This window comes from Methylotuvimicrobium sp. KM1 (assembly GCF_044788715.1).
Taxonomy (GTDB): Bacteria; Pseudomonadota; Gammaproteobacteria; order Methylococcales; family Methylomonadaceae; genus Methylotuvimicrobium.
Map to the genome: position 1 here is coordinate 1,347,223 of NZ_CP173170.1, position 23,306 is coordinate 1,370,528.

The 23,306-nt window shown below is 50.3% G+C and carries 20 protein-coding genes and 3 tRNA genes; 18 read left to right on the forward strand and 5 right to left on the reverse strand.

Annotated features, from left to right (window positions below; genetic code table 11):
* Positions 1–91: 91 nt before the first annotated feature.
* The 9 genes from ACINK7_RS05765 to ACINK7_RS05805 all read left to right on the forward strand — a co-directional run bounded on the left by ACINK7_RS05765 (position 92) and on the right by ACINK7_RS05805 (position 7,766).
* The gene (locus tag ACINK7_RS05765) at positions 92–355 is read left to right on the forward strand and encodes a hypothetical protein (protein ID WP_404360359.1); all 264 of its coding nucleotides are present in this window, start codon (positions 92–94) and stop codon (positions 353–355) included.
* Between the two features lie 1,191 nt (positions 356–1,546).
* Positions 1,547–2,587, forward strand: a complete 1,041-nt coding sequence (gene recA / locus ACINK7_RS05770) for a recombinase RecA (RefSeq protein WP_404360361.1) — start codon at positions 1,547–1,549, stop codon at positions 2,585–2,587.
* An 83-nt stretch (positions 2,588–2,670) separates the two neighbouring features.
* On the forward strand, positions 2,671–3,174 hold the full coding sequence (locus ACINK7_RS05775; RefSeq protein ID WP_404360362.1) for a regulatory protein RecX: 504 nt from the start codon (positions 2,671–2,673) through the stop codon (positions 3,172–3,174).
* Between the two features lie 92 nt (positions 3,175–3,266).
* The gene (gene alaS, locus ACINK7_RS05780; protein WP_404360363.1) at positions 3,267–5,885 is read left to right on the forward strand and encodes an alanine--tRNA ligase; all 2,619 of its coding nucleotides are present in this window, start codon (positions 3,267–3,269) and stop codon (positions 5,883–5,885) included.
* A gap of 3 nt (positions 5,886–5,888) precedes the next feature.
* Positions 5,889–7,118, forward strand: coding sequence for an aspartate kinase (locus ACINK7_RS05785; protein ID WP_404360364.1), 1,230 nt, complete (start codon positions 5,889–5,891; stop codon positions 7,116–7,118).
* A 92-nt stretch (positions 7,119–7,210) separates the two neighbouring features.
* Complete coding sequence (gene csrA, locus ACINK7_RS05790) at positions 7,211–7,408, forward strand: carbon storage regulator CsrA (protein WP_404360365.1); 198 nt, start codon at positions 7,211–7,213, stop codon at positions 7,406–7,408.
* Positions 7,409–7,422: 14 nt separating this feature from the next.
* Positions 7,423–7,514 (forward strand) — tRNA-Ser (locus tag ACINK7_RS05795).
* Positions 7,515–7,594: 80 nt separating this feature from the next.
* Positions 7,595–7,671, forward strand: a tRNA-Arg gene (locus ACINK7_RS05800).
* A gap of 19 nt (positions 7,672–7,690) precedes the next feature.
* A tRNA-Asn gene (locus ACINK7_RS05805) sits at positions 7,691–7,766 on the forward strand.
* 234 nt (positions 7,767–8,000) lie between these two features.
* Here the strand turns inward: ACINK7_RS05805 and ACINK7_RS05810 are convergent.
* A complete protein-coding gene (locus ACINK7_RS05810; RefSeq protein WP_404360366.1) occupies positions 8,001–8,180 on the reverse strand; it encodes a helix-turn-helix transcriptional regulator in 180 nt (59 codons plus the stop codon).
* Positions 8,181–8,453: 273 nt separating this feature from the next.
* Between ACINK7_RS05810 and ACINK7_RS05815 the strand changes: the two genes are divergently transcribed.
* From ACINK7_RS05815 to ACINK7_RS05830, 4 genes are all read left to right on the forward strand, one after another.
* The gene (locus tag ACINK7_RS05815) at positions 8,454–9,122 is read left to right on the forward strand and encodes a hypothetical protein (RefSeq protein WP_404360367.1); all 669 of its coding nucleotides are present in this window, start codon (positions 8,454–8,456) and stop codon (positions 9,120–9,122) included.
* A 912-nt stretch (positions 9,123–10,034) separates the two neighbouring features.
* Complete coding sequence (locus ACINK7_RS05820; RefSeq protein ID WP_404360368.1) at positions 10,035–12,095, forward strand: TonB-dependent receptor plug domain-containing protein; 2,061 nt, start codon at positions 10,035–10,037, stop codon at positions 12,093–12,095.
* On the forward strand, positions 12,092–13,444 hold the full coding sequence (locus ACINK7_RS05825) for a cytochrome P450 (protein WP_404357270.1): 1,353 nt from the start codon (positions 12,092–12,094) through the stop codon (positions 13,442–13,444). The genes ACINK7_RS05820 and ACINK7_RS05825 overlap by 4 nt, the downstream gene beginning before the upstream one ends.
* Positions 13,441–14,364 carry a response regulator gene (locus ACINK7_RS05830; RefSeq protein WP_404357268.1) on the forward strand — a complete coding sequence of 308 codons (924 nt, stop codon included), beginning with the start codon at positions 13,441–13,443 and terminating at the stop codon, positions 14,362–14,364. Before ACINK7_RS05825 ends, ACINK7_RS05830 begins: the two co-directional genes overlap by 4 nt.
* On the opposite strand, the gene ACINK7_RS05835 is transcribed toward ACINK7_RS05830, so the two are convergent.
* The 3 genes from ACINK7_RS05835 to ACINK7_RS05845 are packed head-to-tail and all read right to left on the reverse strand — an operon-like array spanning position 14,333 to position 17,658.
* Complete coding sequence (locus tag ACINK7_RS05835) at positions 14,333–15,844, reverse strand: ATP-binding protein (RefSeq protein ID WP_404357266.1); 1,512 nt, start codon at positions 15,842–15,844, stop codon at positions 14,333–14,335. The genes ACINK7_RS05830 and ACINK7_RS05835 overlap by 32 nt on opposite strands.
* A gap of 1 nt (position 15,845) precedes the next feature.
* Positions 15,846–16,736 (reverse strand): hypothetical protein, encoded by an 891-nt coding sequence (locus tag ACINK7_RS05840; RefSeq protein WP_404357265.1) that lies wholly within the window; start codon positions 16,734–16,736, stop codon positions 15,846–15,848.
* Positions 16,717–17,658 carry a hypothetical protein gene (locus ACINK7_RS05845; protein ID WP_404357263.1) on the reverse strand — a complete coding sequence of 314 codons (942 nt, stop codon included), beginning with the start codon at positions 17,656–17,658 and terminating at the stop codon, positions 16,717–16,719. The genes ACINK7_RS05840 and ACINK7_RS05845 overlap by 20 nt, the downstream gene beginning before the upstream one ends.
* A 26-nt stretch (positions 17,659–17,684) precedes the next feature.
* Here ACINK7_RS05845 and ACINK7_RS05850 point away from each other — a divergent pair, with 26 nt between their 5' ends.
* The 4 genes from ACINK7_RS05850 to ACINK7_RS05865 are packed head-to-tail and all read left to right on the forward strand — an operon-like array spanning position 17,685 to position 22,034.
* The gene (locus ACINK7_RS05850; RefSeq protein WP_404357261.1) at positions 17,685–18,509 is read left to right on the forward strand and encodes a ParA family protein; all 825 of its coding nucleotides are present in this window, start codon (positions 17,685–17,687) and stop codon (positions 18,507–18,509) included.
* On the forward strand, positions 18,506–20,119 hold the full coding sequence (locus ACINK7_RS05855) for a ParB family protein (protein ID WP_404357259.1): 1,614 nt from the start codon (positions 18,506–18,508) through the stop codon (positions 20,117–20,119). Before ACINK7_RS05850 ends, ACINK7_RS05855 begins: the two co-directional genes overlap by 4 nt.
* A gap of 13 nt (positions 20,120–20,132) precedes the next feature.
* Positions 20,133–20,696 carry a DUF2857 domain-containing protein gene (locus tag ACINK7_RS05860; RefSeq protein ID WP_404357257.1) on the forward strand — a complete coding sequence of 188 codons (564 nt, stop codon included), beginning with the start codon at positions 20,133–20,135 and terminating at the stop codon, positions 20,694–20,696.
* Positions 20,697–20,723: 27 nt separating this feature from the next.
* Positions 20,724–22,034 carry an STY4528 family pathogenicity island replication protein gene (locus ACINK7_RS05865; RefSeq protein ID WP_404360369.1) on the forward strand — a complete coding sequence of 437 codons (1,311 nt, stop codon included), beginning with the start codon at positions 20,724–20,726 and terminating at the stop codon, positions 22,032–22,034.
* Positions 22,035–22,158: 124 nt separating this feature from the next.
* Here the strand turns inward: ACINK7_RS05865 and ACINK7_RS05870 are convergent, their stop codons facing one another.
* Positions 22,159–22,308 (reverse strand): hypothetical protein, encoded by a 150-nt coding sequence (locus ACINK7_RS05870; protein WP_404360370.1) that lies wholly within the window; start codon positions 22,306–22,308, stop codon positions 22,159–22,161.
* Between the two features lie 117 nt (positions 22,309–22,425).
* On the opposite strand from ACINK7_RS05870, the gene ACINK7_RS05875 reads away from it, so the two are divergent.
* Positions 22,426–23,292: a PFL_4669 family integrating conjugative element protein gene (locus ACINK7_RS05875; RefSeq protein WP_404360371.1), complete on the forward strand. Its 867-nt coding sequence runs from the start codon at positions 22,426–22,428 to the stop codon at positions 23,290–23,292.
* The last annotated feature ends 14 nt before the right edge of the window (positions 23,293–23,306 follow it).

The window sequence follows — 23,306 nt, forward strand, 5'->3', positions numbered from 1 at the left end:
GCTTATAACGCAGTGCGCGATAAACTATAAGACAAATTTTAGTTTCCATGACTACTGCGTTAAATTCGGTAAAAAGCTAGGAGTAGAGGATATGAGTCATCTGTTCGACAGCATCAAACAAACGGTTTTTGCACGATTAAACCATTATAGCGGTGACATAGATAATGAGTTGCCCGAAGAGTCGTCACAAACCGCCGCGGTAACTTGTCGCGCTGAGTCGAAGGCATTACATCCGGGCAGAAGGCGCTTAAAAGAAAACTATACCAGTCATTGGGATTTGGATTATTTGCCTAGAGAAGAAATGAATCAATTGATTGAAAAGTCAAAAGATAAATCGGATATTAAGCCTGATTGATTCATTGTTGGGCCGGGGCTGTAAAAGGTTGGGGTGCAACCATGAAACCGGCACTGAGATTGAATGAGGAGATGGCGGTCTAAGAAAGGCGTTAGGATGCGGTAAAAAATAACGTCCCTAAATGTTTCTGACGGCTTGTGCACATCCCACAAGTTTATCGTTCCCATGCTCTGCGCTCACCGTTATACACAAGTATCGGTAAACTTGCTAAACAGAGGTCATCGTAGACCTGGAAACGGTGCTGTTTGATAAATCTGCGGATATTGAACATCAGTGGCTTCGAAATCGCGACGAAGGCGTCGCTCCCACAAGGGGGCGGATGCTCTGTGGGAGCGATCCCCTGATCGCGATCTCGAGGTCGAAAGTGTTAAGTAACAATAAATGGTATCGAAGACTCATTAGCTAAGATTGCAAAACGGTAATTTTTGACTTATGTATAACGATGAGTTCTCTGCGTGGGAATGCCGCTTTAGACGCTCCGCGTCGACTGCGGTGGGTCGTTGGATTGAGGAACTGTAGAGAGTGTATTCGTTAGCTCTAACTTGTATTATCGACCTCTGGTGACGCAGAGCGTCCCCGGGATGCATTCCCACGCAGAGCATAGGAACGATGAATAATCGAGAAGTTATTTGTTACGAAACCCTTAGTTGCAAAGTATCGTTCGCGCCTTGAATACGAATAAAAATCGTGGCGTCGGTTGCCTAGCTTATTTCATGCTCGTTCCTAAGTCATTTAAATTGAATGAGGCACATTAGCTATGCCAAATAAAATACGCTATGTCATAATAAGCCCTTTTTAGCGATGGCTGTTATCGCTTAATTGAAAGACGATGACTAGTAATACCGCTCCTTCCAGTGGCAAAGATCGGATAGGTGGTTTTTTTAAATTTATACCCATCGTAGATCAAAATTCGGCACCGGTGGCCCGTCAAAGGACCCAACCCTAAATTAGTAAGACTATTAACCATGACCGATGGGCTATGGAATTTAGGGGCTGGGTGGATACATCCATGTAGGCAAAGCCTTTGCCGGCACCCGATGCCTCCTTAGGCACTGCCGAAATTTGAAGTGCGAAAGGTATAGTATGAATTTTACTTTTGGAAAGAAACAGCGAACGCCTAATAGAAGACATTTAGGCGCAGAGAGTTTTCGAAATAGAAACCAGAAACCAGTTTTAATGAGGGCAATATAAATGGATGAGAACAAGAAAAAAGCGTTGGGTGCGGCGCTGATACAGATCGAAAAACAATTCGGCAAAGGCTCGGTGATGCGCATGGGCGATGTGGCTGCTTCTCGAGATATCCAGGTTGTCTCGACCGGTTCTTTATCCTTGGATATTGCTTTAGGATGCGGAGGTTTGCCGCGTGGAAGGGTGATTGAAATTTACGGCCCGGAGTCGTCAGGTAAAACCACATTGACTTTATCGGTTATCGCGCAAATGCAAAAACTGGGCGGAACCGCCGCGTTCGTCGATGCCGAGCATGCGCTCGATCCCGGTTATGCCGAAAAGATCGGCGTCAACGTCGACGATTTATTGGTTTCTCAACCCGACACCGGTGAGCAGGCGCTCGAAATTACCGATATGCTGGTTCGTTCCGGAGCAGTCGATATCGTCGTCGTCGATTCGGTTGCGGCGCTCACCCCGAAAGCCGAAATCGAAGGGGATATGGGCGATTCGCATATGGGCTTGCAAGCCCGCTTGATGTCTCAGGCGCTCAGAAAGTTGACCGCTAATATCAAGCGTTCGAATACCTTGGTGATTTTCATCAATCAGATTCGTATGAAAATCGGCGTCATGTTCGGCAGTCCGGAAACGACGACAGGCGGCAATGCCTTAAAATTCTATGCTTCGGTGCGCTTGGATATTCGACGTATCGGCTCGGTTAAAAAAGGCGACGAAGTGATCGGCAACGAAACCCGCGTCAAGGTCGTTAAAAACAAAGTAGCGCCCCCTTTCAAACAGGCTGAATTCGAGATTCTTTATGGTGAAGGCGTGTCCTTTTATGGAGAATTAGTAGACTTAGGCGTGTCTTACGGTTTTATACAAAAGGCCGGTTCATGGTATAGCTACAACGATGAAAAAATCGGGCAAGGCAAGGATAATGTTAAACAGTTTTTGAAAGAGCATCCCGAAAAAGCGGCGGATATCGAAGCGAAAATCAGAGCCGAAGCTTTTGCTGCGTTGCGCGTGCCGGCTGAAAAAGCCGATGAAGAGGTTCTTCCGGAAAAATAAAATTGGGCGAATTACTGAGGGGGCTGTCACGCCTCATGCCTTCATAAAGCCAGCTATTATTTTTTGAGTATAAAGGGAGTAGCATGGACGCCGAGCTTAAGTCGATTAAAGATGTATGTTTACGATTGTTGGCGCGTCGCGAACACAGTCGTCTGGAATTGAAAAACAAATTGTTATCGAGAGGATTCGATAACGATCGGATAGAGCGCGTACTTGACAATTTGGTCGAGCAAGATTGGCTGAGCGATAGCCGTTTTGCCGAATGCTACGCGCGTCAACGAATCGAAAAGGGCTTCGGCCCGAATCGTATCGATTATGAGCTTCGGCAATTAGGAGTAGAAAACTTTGATTTGCAAGAAACCGTTACGGAAACAGCGGGTAGTTGGTTAAATGTTTTGCTAGAGGTGTATCGAAAAAAATATCGGCAAGAAGATGCGATAACGTTGTCGGAATGGAGTAAACGAAGCCGGTTTTTATTGCAACGAGGGTTTTCCGGTGGCATGATCGCCGTTTTGCCCGAACACTTGAACATTAAAATTAACCCAGCTTTAACATTTGGAGATGGTAAGGCATTGAAAAATAAATGATAATATTTAATTCTATAGTCCTGGTCACTACACTTGTTAAAGCTGGGTTAAGTAATTCCAAGAACATTTAGTATTCGAAGATGATGAAAAACATGAGCAGTTCGGAATTGCGTTCCGCATTCCTGGATTTTTTTCGCCAACGCGGACATTCCATCCAACCCTCCAGTTCGCTGGTTCCGGGTAACGACCCGACATTGTTGTTTACCAATGCCGGTATGGTGCAATTCAAAGATGTGTTCCTCGGCCGAGAGCATCGCGACTACACGCGTGCCGCGACCAGTCAGCGTTGCGTTCGTGCCGGCGGCAAGCATAACGACTTGGAAAATGTCGGTTATACGGCGAGGCATCATACATTTTTTGAAATGCTCGGAAACTTCAGTTTCGGTGATTATTTCAAACAGGATGCAATACACTTGGCCTGGGATTTTTTGACCAAAGAATTAGGCATTCCGGCTGAAAAATTATGGGTGACGGTTTTCGATGAAGATTCCGAAGCCGAAAAAATCTGGCTGGAAGACGTCGGTGCCGATCCGAAGCGTTTTTCCCGTATCGGCTCCAAAGACAACTTTTGGGCGATGGGCGATATTGGACCTTGCGGCCCATGCAGCGAAATTTTCTATGACCACGGCGAATCGATTCCTGGTGGGCCGCCGGGATCGCCGGACGAGGATGGCGATCGCTTCATCGAAATCTGGAACCTGGTGTTCATGCAATACGATCGTGACAGTGAAGGCAATCTGCATGCATTGCCGAAGCCGTCGGTCGATACCGGCATGGGCCTGGAGCGAATCGCCGCAGTCATGCAGGGCGTGCATAGCAATTACGAAATCGATTTATTTCAAGGCTTGCTGAAAGCGGCCGCAAAACTGGCCGGCATCGAGGACCTGAACAAGAGTTCGTTACGCGTGATCGCCGACCATATACGCTCCTGCGCGTTTTTGATCGTGGATGGTGTCTTGCCGTCTAACGAAGGGCGGGGCTATGTGCTACGACGGATTATCCGAAGAGCTATTCGACACGGTTATCGTTTAGGTATCCGTGAAGTTTTCTTTTATCAATTGGTAGCGCCGCTTGTCGAGCAAATGGGCGAGGCTTACCCCGAATTGAAAAATGCTCAAGAACAAGTCGAGCGTGTACTAAAAAAAGAAGAAGAGCGCTTTGCCGAAACACTCGAGCAAGGGATGAAGATTCTGGAGGCTTGCGTGGCCAAGCTGGAAGGTTCGACGATACCCGGAAATATCGTGTTTCAGTTATACGACACCTACGGATTCCCAGTCGATTTGACCGCCGATTTCGCGCGCGAACATCAGTTGACGATCGATCACGCCGGCTTCGAGACCGAAATGGCCGAACAGCGCAATCGGGCGCGGGCGGCAAGCAGTTTCGGCGCCGATTACAATCAAACCCTAAAACTGGACGGTCAAACCGAATTCACCGGCTATCAATATCTTGAAGACAGCACCAAGATCATCGGCTTGTTTATGGAAGGCGAAGCGGTAGAAAGCTTAAACGAAGGCGATGAAGGCATTGTCGTCTTGGAAAAAACGCCGTTTTATGGCGAGTCCGGCGGACAAGTCGGCGACTGCGGGCGCATTTCGACCGAGCAAGGCGTATTCGAAGTCGTCAATACGCAAAAGCAAGGCGGCGACTTGTTCTTGCATCGCGGCAAGCTGTTGTCGGGAAGTTTGTCGGTGGGTGAAAACTGTACCGCAAGCGTCGATAAGATCAAACGTAAAGCGACCGAGTTGAACCATTCTGCGACACATCTATTGCATGCGGCCTTGCGTGAAGTCTTAGGCGATCATGTTGCGCAGAAAGGCTCCTTAGTGAATGCCGAACGCCTGCGTTTCGACTTTTCTCATTTCGAGCCGGTGACGCCCGAGCAAATCGCCGTGATCGAGCGATTGGTCAACGAACAGATCCGTTTGAACGAGCCGGTATTGGCAGAAGTCATGGCCAAGGAAGAGGCGATGCAAGCCGGGGCAATGGCTTTGTTCGGCGAAAAATACGGCGACGAAGTCAGAGTGCTTAGAATCGGCGGCTTTTCCACCGAACTGTGCGGCGGCACACATGTCGATCGGGCCGGCGATATCGGTTTGTTCAAGATCATCGGTGAAACCGGTGTCGCAGCGGGCGTCAGAAGGATCGAAGCCGTTACCGGCAGTGCCGCATTGGATTGGATCGACAGTCGCGATAAGGCCTTGGCGATCATCGCGGGATGCTTGAAAAGCGCGCCGGAAAAGGCGGCCGATAAGGTCGAGCAATTGCTGGAAAAAAATAAGCAATTGGAAAAAGAATTGGAACGTTTGAAAGCGAAATTAGCCAGTTCTGCCGGCGGCGAACTGAGCAGTCAGGCGGTCGAGATCGAAGGAATAAAGGTCTTGGCAGCTAAAATCGATGATAGCGATCCGAAAGCGCTCCGCGACATGCTTGATCAATTGCGCAATAAGCTTGGCAGTTCCGCAGTTGTGCTTGCGACCGTCAAAGACGATAAAGTCAGCCTTATTGCGGGAGTATCGAAAGATCTGGTTTCTAAAATCAAAGCCGGTGATTTGGTCAATGTAGTAGCTACGCAAGTCGGTGGTAAAGGCGGCGGCCGACCCGATATGGCTCAAGCGGGAGGTAATAACCCGGCGGCATTGCCGGAGGCGCTCAACTCAGTTGCGCAATGGGTTCGGGAACAACTCGGCGCTTATTTTAAAGGTTATTGAATAATGGGATTATTCGTATATAAATTCGGTGGAACATCGGTTGGTTCTGTGGAGCGAATCAAAGCGGTAGCGGAAAAAGTAAAAAAAGTTCATGACCAAGGGGATCAATTGGTTATCGTCGTCTCCGCAATGAGCGGCGAAACGAATCGATTGATTGCTTTGGCGAATGAAATCCAGAAATATCCGAACTCCCGAGAGATGGATGTTTTATTGTCGACCGGCGAGCAGGTGACGACGTCTTTATTGAGCATGGCCTTGCATGAGCTGGGTTGTCCAGCCTGCTCCTATACCGGCGGTCAAGTCAAAATACTAACCGATAGCAGCCATACCAAGGCCAGAATTATCAATATCGACGATAAAAGAATGCGCGAGGATCTGACAGCGGGACGCGTGGTTGTCGTTGCCGGCTTCCAAGGTGTCGATGAGAAGGGAAATATTACCACCTTAGGGCGCGGCGGTTCGGATACGACGGCAGTTGCATTGGCGGCGGCCTTGAAAGCCGATGAGTGTTGTATATTTACCGACGTCGACGGTGTCTATACGACCGATCCGCGGGTCGAGCCGAATGCTAGGCGATTGGAAAAGATTACTTTCGAGGAAATGCTAGAAATGGCAAGCCTGGGCTCGAAGGTCTTGCAAATCCGATCGGTCGAGTTTGCCGGCAAATACAATGTGCCGCTGAGGGTTTTATCATCATTTACAGAGGGCAAAGGTACGTTAATTACCTATGAGGACGATCAAATGGAACAAGCTTTAATTTCAGGAATTGCATTTAATCGGGACGAAGCGAAGCTAACGATTACCGGTGTACCCGATTTGCCTGGTGTCGCCTATAAAATTTTGGGACCGATCGCCGATGCCAATATCGAAGTCGACATGATCATTCAAAATATCGCCGGCGACGAGACGACCGACTTTACCTTCACGGTGCATCGTAACGATTACGAAAAAGCCAAAGAGTTGCTTGATTCGATTTGCGCCGAATTAGGAGCCAAGGCCGTCACCGGAGATGTCAAAATCGTCAAAATATCGATCGTCGGCGTCGGCATGCGTTCGCATGCCGGAATCGCCAGCACGATGTTTAAAGCCTTGGCAGACGAAGGTATTAATATTAGAATGATCTCGACCTCGGAAATTAAGATTTCGGTCGTCGTTGATGAAAAATATCTGGAATTGGCGGTCAGAGCCTTGCACTCGGCCTTCGAGCTGGATAGAGAGCCGGTAGAAAGTTAGTTTTATTTATCAATAAAACCTGGTAGAATATCGCTCTTGGTTGGTTACTGCATGAAAAGCAGTAGAAATTACATACAATATAGGGAGAAGCCATGCTTATCTTGACTCGTCGGGTAGGGGAGACTTTGATGATTGGTGACGAGGTGACCGTCACTGTTCTTGGGGTCAAAGGAAATCAGGTTCGCATCGGTGTAAATGCGCCAAAAGAAGTCTCGGTTCATCGAGAAGAGATTTACGAAAGAATTAAAAAGGAACAATCGGAATCTTCAGACAATAGCGATTCCGAATAGCCTAACGCAGTTTTGGAGAGTTGGCCGAGAGGCTGAAGGCGCTCCCCTGCTAAGGGAGTATGGGCTTTATCTCCCATCGAGGGTTCGAATCCCTCACTCTCCGCCATCGATTTTAAAATCGATTATTTTTTAAAATAAAAAGTTGACAAGAAAGTTAAAAAAAAAGAAAATAGACGGCTCAATAAGGCGCCCGTAGCTCAGCTGGATAGAGTACTCGGCTACGAACCGAGCGGTCGGGAGTTCGAATCTCTCCGGGCGCGCCATTTGAACATACCGAATTAATCCCCTGTAGCTCAGTCGGTAGAGCGGGTGACTGTTAATCACTAGGTCGGCGGTTCGAGCCCGTCCGGGGGAGCCAAATAAATCAAAGGCTTAGTAGAAATACTAAGCCTTTTTTATTGCCAAAAACTTCAATAATGTCGCGTTCAATGTCGCTTTGTGCAGAATAGTTGTAAGTCAGGCAAAATCAAGCCCTGATGAATTTAAGTGGCAGCATGCCGAAACTCTGAAATTAGCAGGTAAGTCCATTTCTCTCAAATTGATCAAGTTGAAATGTGATTGATTAAAGATTCTTTTTTCCGTTTTAGAACTGTTAAAGTTCAAAATTAACTAAAGCGTCAAGATCTTCTTTTTTACATACAGTTGCTCTCGGACTTATCTTCGCAGTCGGAATTTTGCCTTTGGCGACTAGACGCCAAAAGGTTGCGATACTAATGCCCAAATATTCAGCAGCAGTTTTTGGTCGAAAATAAACTAAAGGCGGCTCGTTCATGACGTTTTCTCCTCTTAAATAACAAAGTCAATTTGGATATCAAAAATCATCAAGAGATGTTGGCAAGTATCTTTTGTTATTTATTTGAAGAATGCTAGATAAAACCCTGGCCAGAAAACGAAGGGTTTTTGTTGTACGAGGTAGAAAAACAATTAGGTCCTTTTTTGACCAACTTTTTTATAGCCTCCCGGTGGGGCGGTATCGGTTCGGAAAAAACGAAACGACCTGTTAAGAATAAACTCCGTCTATTTATTTACCGTCATTCAATAGCTTATGACCGACTTAACTTTTACTCCAGCCAATTATCCTGAGATACGTCATCGAGGGATGGGTTTGAACGGCAAGATTTTCAGAAAGCTCACGAAAGACGATATTAAAACCTGCGGCAAGCATCTGGGGATTTGGCATCAAAAGGCCTTGATGGTTCAAAACGAAACCGAAATGGACTTGTTTACCGATTATGCAATTTACGCTTTTCGTCCACACGGCTTCAATATGGCGGAGAAATTCTTGCGCCTATTCAACAAAGAAGCCGACTCATATGAATTGGAATTACTACGCCGTATGAGTCAAGCGCATTATGCGATTTATCAGGTGGAAGAAACGAACGGCACCGATTCCTTAAAAGTTGTGGATGTATTCAGTAAGGTGATTTACCGGCTTGTCGATCATCAATTGGCTAAAACCGTTCGTCAGGGAATGATTCTGGCTGGGCATCTGATCGATTTTGATGGCTTTTCGATACAAACAGGTGGAACCGTTTTACTCAGCAAAGAAATCCTCCAAGCGGAGCAGGTCAAACGGATAATTGACCGGATTGATGATAATGAGTTGAGTCATTTTCTGAGCAAGCCTGCAAACGGCGCCAAGATGGCGAAAGCGATTATCTCTGCGACTATTGGACTTGGCGAAACCACCAATTTCGGGCATGTGCCGGTTTAAACAGTCCAATTCGGCTCGAACATAGTCGCTGGCTTGGCGGTTTGAGTCCGTTTGGACGAGGTCAATACAACATGGTCTTATGTTAACGGGTAGGACCTATTATTGGCTGAATTCCTGAAGGTCTCCCTTTCGGCATAGGGCACAATATCTTATTAAAGTATTCCGTAAGGCGGGACGGGGGCTTAATCAATTGCAGCAACGCCATCATGAATATTTTGGTATTGAGTCGGTTAGCTGTGAATTGGCTAATTCAACTACTACCATCTTACTGAATAATCGTTCAAGATTGTTTGGTAATGGGGTATGCCTATCTAGGAACGCAGTGAACCCGTCCATGGGGGCTAGGCGGTAGCTCTCTGCTGCCGACATTCTTGCTATGCATACTCCACGCCTTCCCATTGCTAGACGTTTTTTCGGTCAAAATGGAGTAATTAGTGCGTTTGACTTTTGCCAATAAGCAACTACGGAAGTTCACGCTTGTTATGCCGATGTTTTTTTCTGTCGTGTAATTTCAGTCCACTATGAACTCGAGAGCCTCTTCTTTTGTAAATGTCATATGTTTACCAAGTGCGGGTTTGACTTCTTTTAAAGACTTGTCTAAAAAAATACTTACCATTTGTTGCTAATGACAGTCATTTGCATAAATATAAAATGTACGTTACTTAGGGCCTGAGAATGAAGTTCGTTGGAAGGAATCTGAAAATCGAAGGCTTTCATCTAAGCTGAGTTGCTTTTTTAGAATGACTGGCTATACTCCAGACAAAGCAATATTTTTTGAGCAGTTATTGCTTTGCAAATCCATGGCCTACTGCTAAGTTGACTCGGTCATTGCCGTTTGTGTGAATGGTTTGTCTGCTGAATAGGCCTGTGTGAGTGTTATCAGTTCCGAACTTTCATTAGGAGCTCACTATCATGACGACAACGCTTAAGGCAGCATTATCATTTTCACTGGCCTTGCCGCATTTCGTTTATTCCGATGAGCTCGATGATTTTCGTTATTTCTATGGCGATGAACAAACGGTAGGCATCGCGACCGGTTACGCCCGGCCCTTGGCCGAATCCCCGTCGGTCGTCACGGTCATCACGGCAGACGACATTAGAAAGAGGGGCGCGGTCTCGATCGAAGAGCTCTTGGAAACCGTGCCGGGATTTCATGTCTCTTCGGCCAACGGTTTTGTCCCGGCCTATGTCGTGCGAGGGATTTTTTCGCCGCTTAGTTCTCATGTTTTAGTGATGCAGGATGGCGTGCCCGTCAACGATCCGGTCAATTCGGGTAAGCTATTCAGTTACACGCATCTGACTAAAAACATCTCAAGAATCGAAATCATCCGAGGCCCGGGATCGGCGCTCTACGGCGCGGATGCCTTTGCCGGCGTCATCAATATCATCACCAAAACCGGTCGGGAAATCGGTGGCGGTGAAATCGGCGCGTTGGCCGGCAGTTTCGATAACTATGGCGGCTGGGCATTGTTGGGTAAGCGGTTCGGTGATTTTGATCTGGCTTTTTCAGCCCAAGGCAGAACCGCCCTGGGTCAACAAGAAACCGTTAAAGCCGATGCGCAAACCCGTATGGATCGGCTGTTCAATACGCAGGCCTCATTGGCGCCGGGGCCGATCAATGTTGCGCGTGATGACCTCGATGTGGGTGCGTCGCTGCGCTATCGGGACACGGTCAAATTGCATCTGCGTTATCAGGATTTCGAATCCGCCAATGGCGTGGGCACGACCTTGGCGTTGGATCCTGACGGTTCAATCCGCTATCAATCCTGGACTTCGGGACTCGATTTAAAACAACGGTTTGGCGATTTCGAACCGCAGTTCAATCTGAACTATTTTTTCTACAAAGCCACCGGTCTCAATCATCATTTTCCTGCCGGAGCCTTCGGCGGAACCTTTTTCGATCCGGTGACCTCGACATATCAATATTTTTCTCATACCGTCGATGCGACCTTCAAGACACTCTATGACGGGTTCAAGAATCACCGAGTCACTGTCGGGGCGGGCTATAAATATGCGGTGGCACACGATCTCACCGAAAACCGCAATTTCTTGATCCTGCCGAATAACCTGATCGTACCTGCCGGGCCGTTGCAAAGCACCGACAGTCTCGGGGTCGAAGCGTTATCCGACGATGCGGACCGACACATCGTATTCGGCTTCGTCCAGGATGAATGGAACATTGCCAATGACTGGACCTTGACCACCGGGCTCAGGCTCGATCATTATTCCGATTTCGGTTTGACGGCCAATCCCCGGGCCAGTCTGGTTTGGCAGGTCGATCCCTCATTATCGGCCAAACTGATGGTTGGGCGCGCCTTCAGGGCGCCGTCTTTCATCGAACTCTATAGCAATGAGGGTCTGCAATTACGGGGTAATCCGAACCTAAAGCCTGAAACCATCGATACCGTGGAGTTGTCGTTCGCCAAAAAATGGAAATACGGCCTCTCGACCGGTATCAATCTCTTCGGGTATTCCAGCGCCGATCTGATTGCCGAGACGAGTAGCGCGCTACGCACCTTCGAAAATTCCGCCGGAGCGGTCGGTTATGGCTTCGAGTGGCTCGGTCAATACCGATACAATGAAAGTCTGACGTTCGATCTCAATTACACCTATCTGCGACTCGAACCGAAGAACAGCGCCCATGACAATTTCATCATCGGAGCACCGCAGCACGATATCTTTGCGCAGATCAACTGGCGATTCTTGAACGATTGGCATGTCAATGTGCGTTCCGATTGGATCATCGGCCGGCAGCGGGCGGCGGGTGATGATCGTGATGCAGTCGGCGATTATGTCCTGGTCGGATTCAATCTGCGCCGCGAGCAGATCATGGACGGCCTGGCGCTCAGCTTCAAGGTCGATAACCTATTCGATGTCAAAGCCCGGCATCCGAGCATCAACAGCCAGGCGGTCCCGTACGATTACCCGATCGCAGGGATCGCCTTTCTCGGGCAAGCGGAGTTAAGCTTTTGAACCGCACAAGCGACCCGCAAAACCGCCTGCGTGAGGCAACGGGACCGAAAGGCTGTCCGGTGACCGGTTCGTTACCGATGCTGGCCTGGAATATCTTGCGGTTTTTTGAACGCGTGACGGCCAACTATGGAGACATCGCTTTATTCACATTAGGCCGAAAGAAGGTCTATCTGATCAGTCACCCGAAAGACTTGGCGACGCTGTTCGCCGGTGAAAGAAAAGGGGGCTACAGTCGGCAATTTTTTCATGAGGCCTACAAGCCGTCGTTCGGCAACGGTATTTTTAACAGTTACGGTGAAACCTGGCAAAAACAGCGCCGGATTCTTCAGCCCTATTTTCAGAAGCGGGCAATCGAAGCCTGGTTTCCGATCCTGCGCGAGGAAACAGAGCTAACGATACAGCGTTTGACAACGCGGCAACAACCGCACATTCATGTGGAACGGGAGATCTTGCCGCTGGTGCAATCGATCATGTGCCGGATACTGTTCGGCAGACCGTTGGACGACGAAGATTCTCAGCGCGCCGTGGAAGCGATCAATACGGTCAGTCGCTACAACGTGACTCGCTCGATATCGGCATTCATTTTGAACGGCGTATTTAACCGCCTGCCCACGCCCGGTAACCGAAAATTTCATCAAGCGCTCGATGACATCGATCGGACCCTGACTAACTTACGGCTCAAGGCCGAGCAAGCCGGCGATGACAGCAGTTTGATCGCCCAATTGGCGCCGCATTTCGATGCGCAGGAACTGCGTGATCATTTGTTCACGTTGTTTTTCGGCGGGCAGGATACCACCGTCAACGCTATCGCCTTTACGCTCTATTATTTGGGCAAGCATCCGATGATACAGCAACGGGCCGCGGCCGAAGTCAAGTCCGTTCTGGGATGCACAGGGCAACTGACCTATCAAGACTTGAAACGGCTTCCTTATACCGACAGCGTCATCAATGAATCGATGCGATTGGCGCCGCCGGCCTATGCCGCCTACCGCGATGTCATCGGCGACCGGCAACTGAGGGATGTCCGCATTCATGATCGGTCACTGCTCGTGTTTTCGCCGTATCTGACCCATCGTCATCCCGACTTTTGGCCGGATCCCGAGCGCTTCGACCCGGAACGCTTCATGAGCGGTTCCGCGCAGGAACGATTCGCCTTTATGCCCTACGGCGGCGGCATGCGTACCTGTCTGGGCTTGAACCTGGCACGCGTGGAAATCCTAACCGTGGTGGCTTTATTGCTGCAGCATTTTCAATGGACCTTGCCGCAAGATTTCCAAGTGAAGTTCGTTCCACACATGACACTGAAGGCCCGCAAGGGTATCACGATCCAATGCGCGAAAAGAACATGAAACTCCTGGTGGCCTCCAGTTTCGGTGATCTCACGGCGCAAGTCGAAAGACAGCTCCGCATTGACGGGATTGCCGCCGATCTGACGCCGGGCCAATCGACCGATGAGCTGGTAGAGGCCTTGTTGGAACATCGTTACGACGGCTTGATAGCCGATTATACGTTCCATGACATCGATATCTGGAAGCTGTCGACCCTGGTTCGTTCCGGCCGATTCGCCGATCCAGCGGTGCCGATCTATCTGATTCAAGAAAGCTGCGAGACTGAAATTCCCCGTATCTTGGCCAATGAATACCGATTCAAGGTCGCTCCTTTGGACCAATTGGCACGGATGCTCATAACCCCGCCGGACCTCGATGCGTTCAAGCCGACCCTGTTGATCATCGAAGACGAACCGGATGCCGCCAATATTGCTTTTCATGCATTGGCGGATGATTATCGGATCGATATGGCGAAAGAGGGACGACAGGGTTTTGATCTGTGGCTACAGCAACGGCATGATCTGATTCTGTTGGATTTGATGTTACCGGGGCTTTCCGGCGACCGCTTGCTGACCGAAATACTGGCGGTCGACGGCGAGCAGTCGGTCATCATCGTGACCGCCTTTTCCGGCCTGGAAAATCACAAGAACCTACTGATCAATGGTGCCAGCGAGTTTCTCGGCAAGCCGTATTCGTTGATCGAACTGCGTCAAATGTGCCGAACGGTCCATCATCGGGCGCGCTTGGTCACAGAAATTCATTACCGGGAAGACCAATTCAAACTGATCGGCCATCAGCTTTGGCTGTTGGATCATTGTCTAGCCAAAAATGATCAAGTCAATAGTCATCGCGTCATACAACGCATGCAAGCGATCATTCCCGCCCTATCGCCGAGCGACGACGAACAATTCAAGCTTTTGCAATCGGTAGCGTCACGGTAAAGATGCTTCCTGGATTGTTGCTTGTAACGTCGATTTCACCCGACAGCAATTCGCAATACAGTTTGGTGATGGCCAGTCCCAGTCCGGTGCCGCCGGCCGGGCGGCTGAGGCTCATGTCCGCCTGCCAGAAAGGTTCGAAGATTTTATCGCGGTCGGCTTCGGCGATACCGCAGCCGGTATCGTTGACCCGGATGTTCAACTGCGCTCGGTGAATCGACCAGGCGATCTCAATGCGTCCTTGTTGGGTGAATTTATTGGCATTGCTCAACAGATTCATCACGATATGCGCTACCTTGTCTTGATCGGTTTCGATCTCAGTCGCCTCGCCGATCATCTGGATGCGATTGCCGCTGTTTTTCGTAAGCGGTTCAATTTTTTCGACGCATCGCAGTACCAGGTTTCGAATATTGAATTTCGCGATGTCGAGTTGGGCTTTACCCGACTCGAGTCGGGCGTAATCGAGGATTTGATTGATCTGATGTTCGAGATTCCGGGCGCAGTCTAAACCCTTGTGCAAAAATCCTTCAGCCTCTTGCCCGTTCGGTCCGTTCAGTGCTTCGAGCGCAAGCTGCGAATAGCCCATGAAAGCGTGCAGCGGCGACTTCATCTCGTGCGACACCGTCGAGATGATCTTGGATTTGTAGCGCGAAGCCGACAATGCGCTTTCCAGCGCCGTTTGTAATTCGGCGGTGCGAGTAGTCACTGTGTCTTCGAGTTCCTCTTCCTGCGCTTCGATCTGATCCAGCATCCGATTCAGACGCTGCTTCAGTTCAACGATCTCCGTGGGACCTTCGAGCGATGTGCGGACGCCGCGACTCCCTTCGCCGGTTTTTTTCATGATGTCGGCTAGTGCCAATAAGGCTCGGGTCCAGACGTCCGAAAAATGTTGAACGGAGACGAATATCAACAGCTCGAATACGATCACACTGGCGATGCTGAGCCAAAGTATCTTGTGGATGACGTTTTCCATTCCTCGTTTCGAAACCGCCAGTTCAACGAAACCGATCAGGGTTTTGTTGGTATTTTCGCTGGGCTCGGGATCGAGAAAATCATGAGTCTCGGGTAAATAATGAATCGGCGCATAAAAGCACCAGGTCCGGGGCAGTTCTAAGACGAAGGGATGATCGATGTGATCGGCGTCGAAGCGGTCTTTAGTCGAAGTGATCGGGCATTCGGTGATTCCTTCGGTCGAAGCCAAGCGCTCGCCGGAGCTCAAATAAATGCCGGTTTTTTCGATCACCGGATCTTTTTTGAAATGATCGACGATTTCGTTTGCCTTGACGGAGGAGGCGAGCGTGACGCTGAATTTCGACGAATGGGCGAAAGTCTCGGTGTATTCCTGCCAATAATGAATAGTGTATTGGCGAGTATAGTTCGAGACAGCCCAGTAAATAGTGAGCAGCATGACCGTCGAAGCCAATGCAATCGCAAGCAGGACCGTGAGACTGAAGCGTTGGCGAAGATTGAGTGAGCGGATCACGTCATTTGACCTGTAATGGGGTGCGGCTCAAGACTTGGGGTGCAAAAGAGAGTCCTAAGTGCTTGGCGACGGTGGGATTCAAGGCGATGTGGATGTGGGTCAGGCTTTCAAAGCCCGGTCCTGGGTGTTGGATCGTGAAATCACCGATTTGCCGGCCCATCCCGATGTTGTCAGGATAAAAAACCATCAACACGCCTTGATTCAAATGAGCCAGGTTGGTGGACAATAGAATAATTTTTTTTTGCCAGGCCAATTGCGCCAATTCGTACAGAATATCCCGGTCCAGCTGGCTGGGGAGAATGATGGCATCGGTTTTCGGATCGGCTTGTTCCAGTAACTGCCATAATTGGCGGGAATTGATCAATGGATCTTCATGAAGCTCAGGTACGATAGCCGGTTGGCCTCGTAGGCTCGCGGGGTAAATCCTGATATGCAATTGCCGAGGTGAGCCAACGACAAATACCCGTCGTAGGGAAGGGAGGATGGTTTTGATTTCTTGGAGCAGTCTACGGCTATCGATGGCAAGAGTGACGCCCGCGAATTCATCGGGTTCGAATAAGGCGCCGGCCACGATCATTTTGTCGCGATGGGGGCTCGAGGCGATTCTGTCGGCAGTCGCTCGACCCAGGACGATGATTCGTTCGGGATTGAATGAATTCAGCACGCTATCGAGCTGCTCCGGTTGCATACGCTGATCGACGGTTAAGGGTGTACTGTCCGGTAGCGTCTGCTCGATGCCTTCGATAATGGCGTCGAAAATCCGTTGAGTCGGTGCTTTGACTTGGGGAAAGATAATGATCGTGCGGGTGGATTCCGCATGGCAAACGGAAGCGATGATCGATAAAATCATCAAGGCGGCAGCGATTACACGCCTATAGATCTCTGGCCTCATGAATCGCTTTGATCCTTTTCAATTCTCTGATGAGAGGCTGATAGTCCGCGACGCGCAAGGTATTCTTGGTCCAATACTTGGGAGAGTCGGCGCCATGGTTCCAAAGCATGACCGCCTTGACGGTTTTGCCGCAGAGCTCGACTTGCATGCGTGCCTGGGGTATGCGCTTGTTTTTATAGCTATCGATGACAGTCAGTAAGGCTTCTACCGGATCGAATGATCCATCGGCGGAGACCTTACCTTCCAGTGTATTCAGTCGCCGAAAAAATTCAAGGGTGTTGGGATCGTTCGCGACCATGATTAGCGCGGCTGCCAATACGCCGGTCAAAAACAATTCCGGTTTTAAATTTAAGCTGTCTAAGGCCGTCAATTCCTCTTTCAAGGCGGCGATCGCCTTTTTGATGTCAATTTCCTGTTTTTCCCGAACCGACCGTTTGTCTTGTTGTGCACGCGGCTTGCCGCGCAACGCGATATTCAACGCTTCCGTGATGAAGCCTTGATTGAGGCGTTCCGAGCTAAAGTTCAGGCCTAATTCCTTATAGGTCGCAATCACCAGCTCATGTGGCGGTAATAACTCTAGCCGTTCGTTGTATAGGCGCTGGCGCAGTTTGTCGAATTCTGCTTGGGAGACGTCGTAGATGTCCGCCGTGACCGTCTCGGGTTTTTGGATTGCGCCCGATTTCCATAGCTGCAAGCGTTGCCTGCCGTTTAATTTACACAGCCGATCGCCCTCTACCCGAATCAAGGCGACCGATTGGAGAAAAGGCGATAGCGGCGCAATGCTTTCGATGATCTCCCAATGCCTCGCAATGGCAGCGTCTGCTTGTGAAAAAAACAGAGGCTCTTCGATCGCCAACCATTGCTCGAACGGAAGGGTGATGCGCTCGACATTAAAAGAAATTGAGTCCTTCGTGTGATTCATTATTGTTTTTTTATAAAATATAAACTATGATCAAAATCACTATTGTCAGTACCAAGGGCGGCGTCGGTAAGACGACACTGACCGCCAATTTAGGCGGCATCCTGGCCGATTCCGGTTATCGCGTGCTGCTGATCGATGCGGACCCTCAGCCGACTTTGTCCAGTTACTATAAGCTAAAATATCGGGCAAATCACGGGCTAACCGAACTGCTGGTTAACTCGTCGATCGATTCGGTGATCAGTCAAACCGATGTCGAACAGCTCGACATCGTACTGTCCGATGATCCGCAAGGGAAGTTGCGCGATTGGATTCGGGATACGGTCGATGGTCGGGTGCGACTCAAATATATCTTGAGTAAATGCGATACTCATTATGATTTCGTGCTGATCGATACGCAAGGCGCTGTCGGCCCTTTACAAGATGCGGCCGTAGCTGCCGCCGATTTCATGCTCTCGCCGATTCCGCCGGAAATTTTATCGGCGCGGGAATTCGTTCGAGGCACCGTTGCGATGATTCGGCGTCTGGAGCCGATGGCTCGATTGGGCGCTCCGATCGGCCCTTTACGCGGCGTCATCTACCGTCAAGACCGAACCATCGATGCGCGCACGATCACCGATGAATTGCGTAAGGCCTCATTTTTGCCCAGCAAAGGAGCGATCACGATTCTCGATACAGTCGTTCCGAATGCGGTCGCCTATAGGGAAGCCGCGACCCATAAAATTCCCGTGCATCGGTTTGAACGAGCGCGCAAAGGCCCAACTGCCAGCGCTTTCGACACGATGCAAGCGTTGGCCCGTGAACTGATACCCAATCTGCCCAACTTGGACGTCAGCGTGGAGGAAGAGTCATGACTTCACGGCCGAAACGTCTTTCGCAAGATGAAGTCCAAGGCTTGCTGCTGGAGGGTCATTTCGGTTCGAACAACTCTGAGGAAGCGCTGCCGGCTTCCGACCCGATCACACCGGTGCAACTGGTATTGGCATTGAACGAAATCAAAGCCTACGATCATAACCCCAGGCGCGAGCGTAATCCCGCCTATGAGGAAATCAAAACATCCATCCGCGAACAGCGCGGGTTAAACAATCCTTTCAATGTGACTCGCCGTCCGGGCGAAACCCGTTACATGGTGCAGTCGGGCGGTAATACCCGTTTGGCTATTCTCAATGAACTGTACCGAGAGACGGGCGATGAAATCTTCAATCGTGTGCATTGCCTGTTTGTCCCCTGGCAATCGGAATCCTCGGTCTTGTGTTCCCATCTCATCGAAAATGAAATACGTGGAGACATGGCTTTGATCGACAAGGCCTATGCGATCAGGGAGTTGCAGATGCAGATGGAAGCGGAAGCCGAAACGACCTTTTCGCGCAGTGAATTTTGTAAACGCGTCAAAGAAAAAGGCTATAGCTTATCGCGGCGGCATCTGATCCGTTTCGATTATGCGCTGGAGTTGGATCAATCGATTCCCGTTGCGTTACGCAGCGGACTCGGCGCCAATCGCATCGACGCAATCAAGAATACCGAAAAGGCATATCGACAATACTGTCAGGACAAGACCGATCACTTTGCACCGTTGTTTGCCGATGTCATGTCGGCTCATGACGGCGAACATTGGGATTTTGATGCGGTACGCCGGGCATTGGATAAAAAGCTGGCAGTTTACATTGACACCACCGCCCAACGCTTGCGGTTGGAGGTCGACGCGCTGTTGTTCAAGCAAACAGCCGCTGATGATGAATACCAGCCTAATTCAATGCAACAGCCAGTCGATACAGATGACGGCAGGCCACCGGATGCAGCAATCGCCAATGTAAATTTGGAGTCCGACGGCAAGTCGCCAACGAATTCCGTCGACAATCAAAAGCAAAAACCGACACACAAACCCGAAACGCCACCGAATCGCGATGGGGATGGCGAGGCAGCCGCCTCTGATGAGGAAAGGCGTGCGGCAGCGGTCGAACGACCCGATGACTTCCTTGATCCTGATCTGAACGAGTCCGACTCGATACTCGACGATGCCGGATTAGAATCGCTGCAGGACCGTTCCTATGCATTGGCCAAGCGCATCGCCAAATCCATCGATAGAGAACACCTGGTCTTGCCGATCGAACAGGGCATGGGGTTCGTCATCGAAAAACCCGACCAGGCGTTTACGTCCCATGACAGTTGGGGGCTCTGGTGGTTATTGCTGGGAATTGCCGAACAGAGCGTCAGTGAAGAGCGCATGCCGTTTTGGGATCATACCGCTTTGTACCGGCTCTCTGCCGTCGATAAAGCGGAACAGTTGCAACAATTGGTTGGACCGGCGCCGAGTCTGGCCATGTATCCGCATGAAGTGCTCCAGAATCCGGAGGTGATCGGAGACCCGGTTTTCAACGATATATTCAGATTGATGGAAACCTGTCGTTTGATCCGTCATCGTTTCTCATCCACACGGCTATGGCCTATCAGGCGTTCAGCATAGCATCGAGGTCACTATGAACTTACAAGCCGAATTAGCTTTGCATACATTGATGTGCGTATCCCGTATGGCGGCGGAAGGAGATTATGAAACGCCCCACCGCTTGGGACTGCGCAACGATCAAATCGAAAAGATCCTGGCGCTCAGTGCGCAGGAAATCCACGAAATGGCGGCGACCACCAAGGCCGCCTACATGCAGATCCGCTTCGATTCCGACGCCTTGGATACTGCAATGATGCTATGCGGACGGCGTATCCGGCAGCGCGAATTGATCCTGCAAATGTTGACGGCGGGCGCTTCCTTGCCGGTGATGCGCGCCTTGTTCGGCTTGACCAGCACCGATACCGCCGGTTACCGGAAATACCTGAACCTGCCCAAGGCCGACGGCCGACCGAGTATTCCCTCGGAAGACGAACAAGCCCGAATCTGGGAGCATTGGCGGGATACCGAACAGGCATCGCTCTCTATCGCCGAGCGTCTGCTGTATGTTCACCAGCAAACCCAAGTCAAAATCAGCGCGATCTGGCCTTTGATCCAGGAATGGTTCGCCGGCCGCATCGAAGGCGCCTATAACGGCTGACCGAATTGACGCTCGATGGCATCCGGCATGATATTCGCCCCCACGGCTTCCATTTCCGAATCGGTCAGGCGGCTTGCGCAGCGGATTGCCGGTGAACTCGAATCGATGAAGCCGGCGACTTCGGAGCAGTCGCCGACCGATTCGCTGCTCTATCTCGGTCATTGGCAAGACGCGATACCAAGGTCCATCTGGGTAGATCCCGACTTGGATGCGATCGATGTCCGGTGTTGGGGCATCATCCGAACCCAAGCGATGGCCGGTTCGGCCGTCATCTTGTCATTGCACCGGTTATTACAAGCGCAATTGGGCTATTCCAAGCCGACCGTATCGAAAGTGCTGTTCGTGCTGCGTTTGACCCGCTGGATTTCGATGTGTTCGGAACTGCGTCACGAGACAGGGCGGTTCAAGGGACATATCTATGCGATCCACGATAGCCCCATTTCCATCACCGATGCGATGTATCTGGATACCGATTACATAACCTTCGTGAAACAACAACGTGAGCATCAACACAAGCAAATCAACCGTATTGCCCGCACGCTCTGGCAAGCGATCCATGATTCGATCGCCAATCAACACAGTTTTCTCGACGACGAACCGGGTTCAACATCGGCCATCGATGATTTTTTTCGTCGAGTCAACGGCCAAGACCGGGTTAATTTGCTTAACTCGGGACACCGGGTCAATTTAATTGACCTGGCTCAAACGCCCCAGGTCAATAATATTAACCTGGATCGAGAAAAAGAAGAAATACTGGAAAATCAATTGGATAAGAGCTCGGTTAAGCAAATTGACCGAGCTCGCCCATATACTACTACAACTACTACAAGTAGTAGTTGTAGTAGTTTTATTATTAAAAAAACTACTACTACAAATTTGCCGGAATCGAAAAATCGAACAGACGATGTGCAAACGAGCGCGCTGATTTTTCCGCCCGACTTCAACTCCAGCGAACGGGAACTGGCTTGTCTGTACCTGAAAGCCATCGATCCGGCGCATCGGCAGAGCTTCCTCGATGAAACCGCCGCGCAGATCGAAGCCAAGCGCCAAAGCAGCAAACCGATCCGAAACCCCGTGGCTTATCTGGCTTGGCTCTGCAACGAACAGGCGAAGGGCAACACCTTGCTGACCAGTCTGAGTATCCGTTATCGGGAAAACCGCGAACGTAAACGCAACGCAGAAGCGCAAGTCAGGCAAAAACAACAAGCGCTGGCACAGATGAGCCAGCCCGAAAAAGAAGCGGTCGCAGACGGTAAGACGACATCCGGACAAACCAGAAACACTAATCCCACGCAACGATTGCGCGACGCATTAAACCGACGGGGAAAACCGAAATGAGGGTGTGCGACCCGCACACCCTTAAACCAAACGAAAATGACCTGTGCGACCCGCACACCCAAAGTCAAACGGAAAGATCCGGGTATGACGTACAGTAGGAGAAAAATCCGAATGTTATCTGCGATCACGCATCCGTAGCGCCGAAAATGAAACGAAGGAATGCCGGCCAACGAGACGAGAATTGATTTTTACCCTGTGCGGGTCGCACACCCAGCACCAAGACCGAACAATCCGGCCATGATTGCAATACGTCGAATCGTATGCAATCGGTCATGTCAGGGCTTGGCGTGTTCGGAGAATGAGATTTTACCCCTGTGCGACCCGCACACCCTGAATCGTTTTTTGGACCTGTGCGGGTCGCACAGGTCTATCACAACAGTATGAGGACTGAATGATGAATGCTTTCTTTGAAACTGAACCGACACAAGCCGAAACGTCCCGTTCACCGCGTTCGATTCTCGAGCAACCGGGCGGGCTTCGCAGTCAAACCCGCATGACGATACAAACCCGGCAAGCCCAAAAGTTAGTCGTCGGGCGAAAGCGCAGTCCGCAGGTCGAGCCGATCATCGGCCTTTTGGATTTCGGCCGCCGCATGAAATTGATCTGGCTGTCTTCGGAAGCCGATGATCCTTTTGCCGATTGGTTTTTAGTGCGAATCGAGCAATCCCTGGAGGAAAGCAAAAAGCTGATCCAGGAAAAGACCGCTTGGTTGAACAAGCGCATGGCCGAACTGCAAGGTTTCGACATCCAGGTAGCTAACTCGCTGGAACCGCTCCATGTGCCGATATTTTTTCAAAACCCTTATGGCTACATGGGCGCATACTTGATTGCCGATTACGACGATTTGTCCCGCAGCGTGTTTACGGCCAGGCATATTGCCTTGATCGACCGCGCTTCGTCCGAGCAATTGCTGCAGGCGACCGGAAAAGCCATTCGACGTACCTTCAACCTGGCCGGTCAATGGAAATTCACCGGCATCACGCGCGAGGACATGCGAGCGCAAAATCCCAATGCCGTGCGCGCGGTCGAAACCTTCGGTGAATGTCCGGAACCGATCGTATCAGGAAAGCTTCGCGCGGCATTGGCTCCGGAAATCAGAGTGAGAACATCGAGCAAACCGGTGGCCGTTCAGGTGAAACAGAGCGATCCTGTCGAATCGATCCCGCTAACAGAGTCGATCGATGACCGGGCGGTCGAGGCTATCGGTATTGGCTCTAAGTCCGAAGAACCGGAATCCGATTCGGTTCCAGGTAGATAACGGCGCTTACAAAA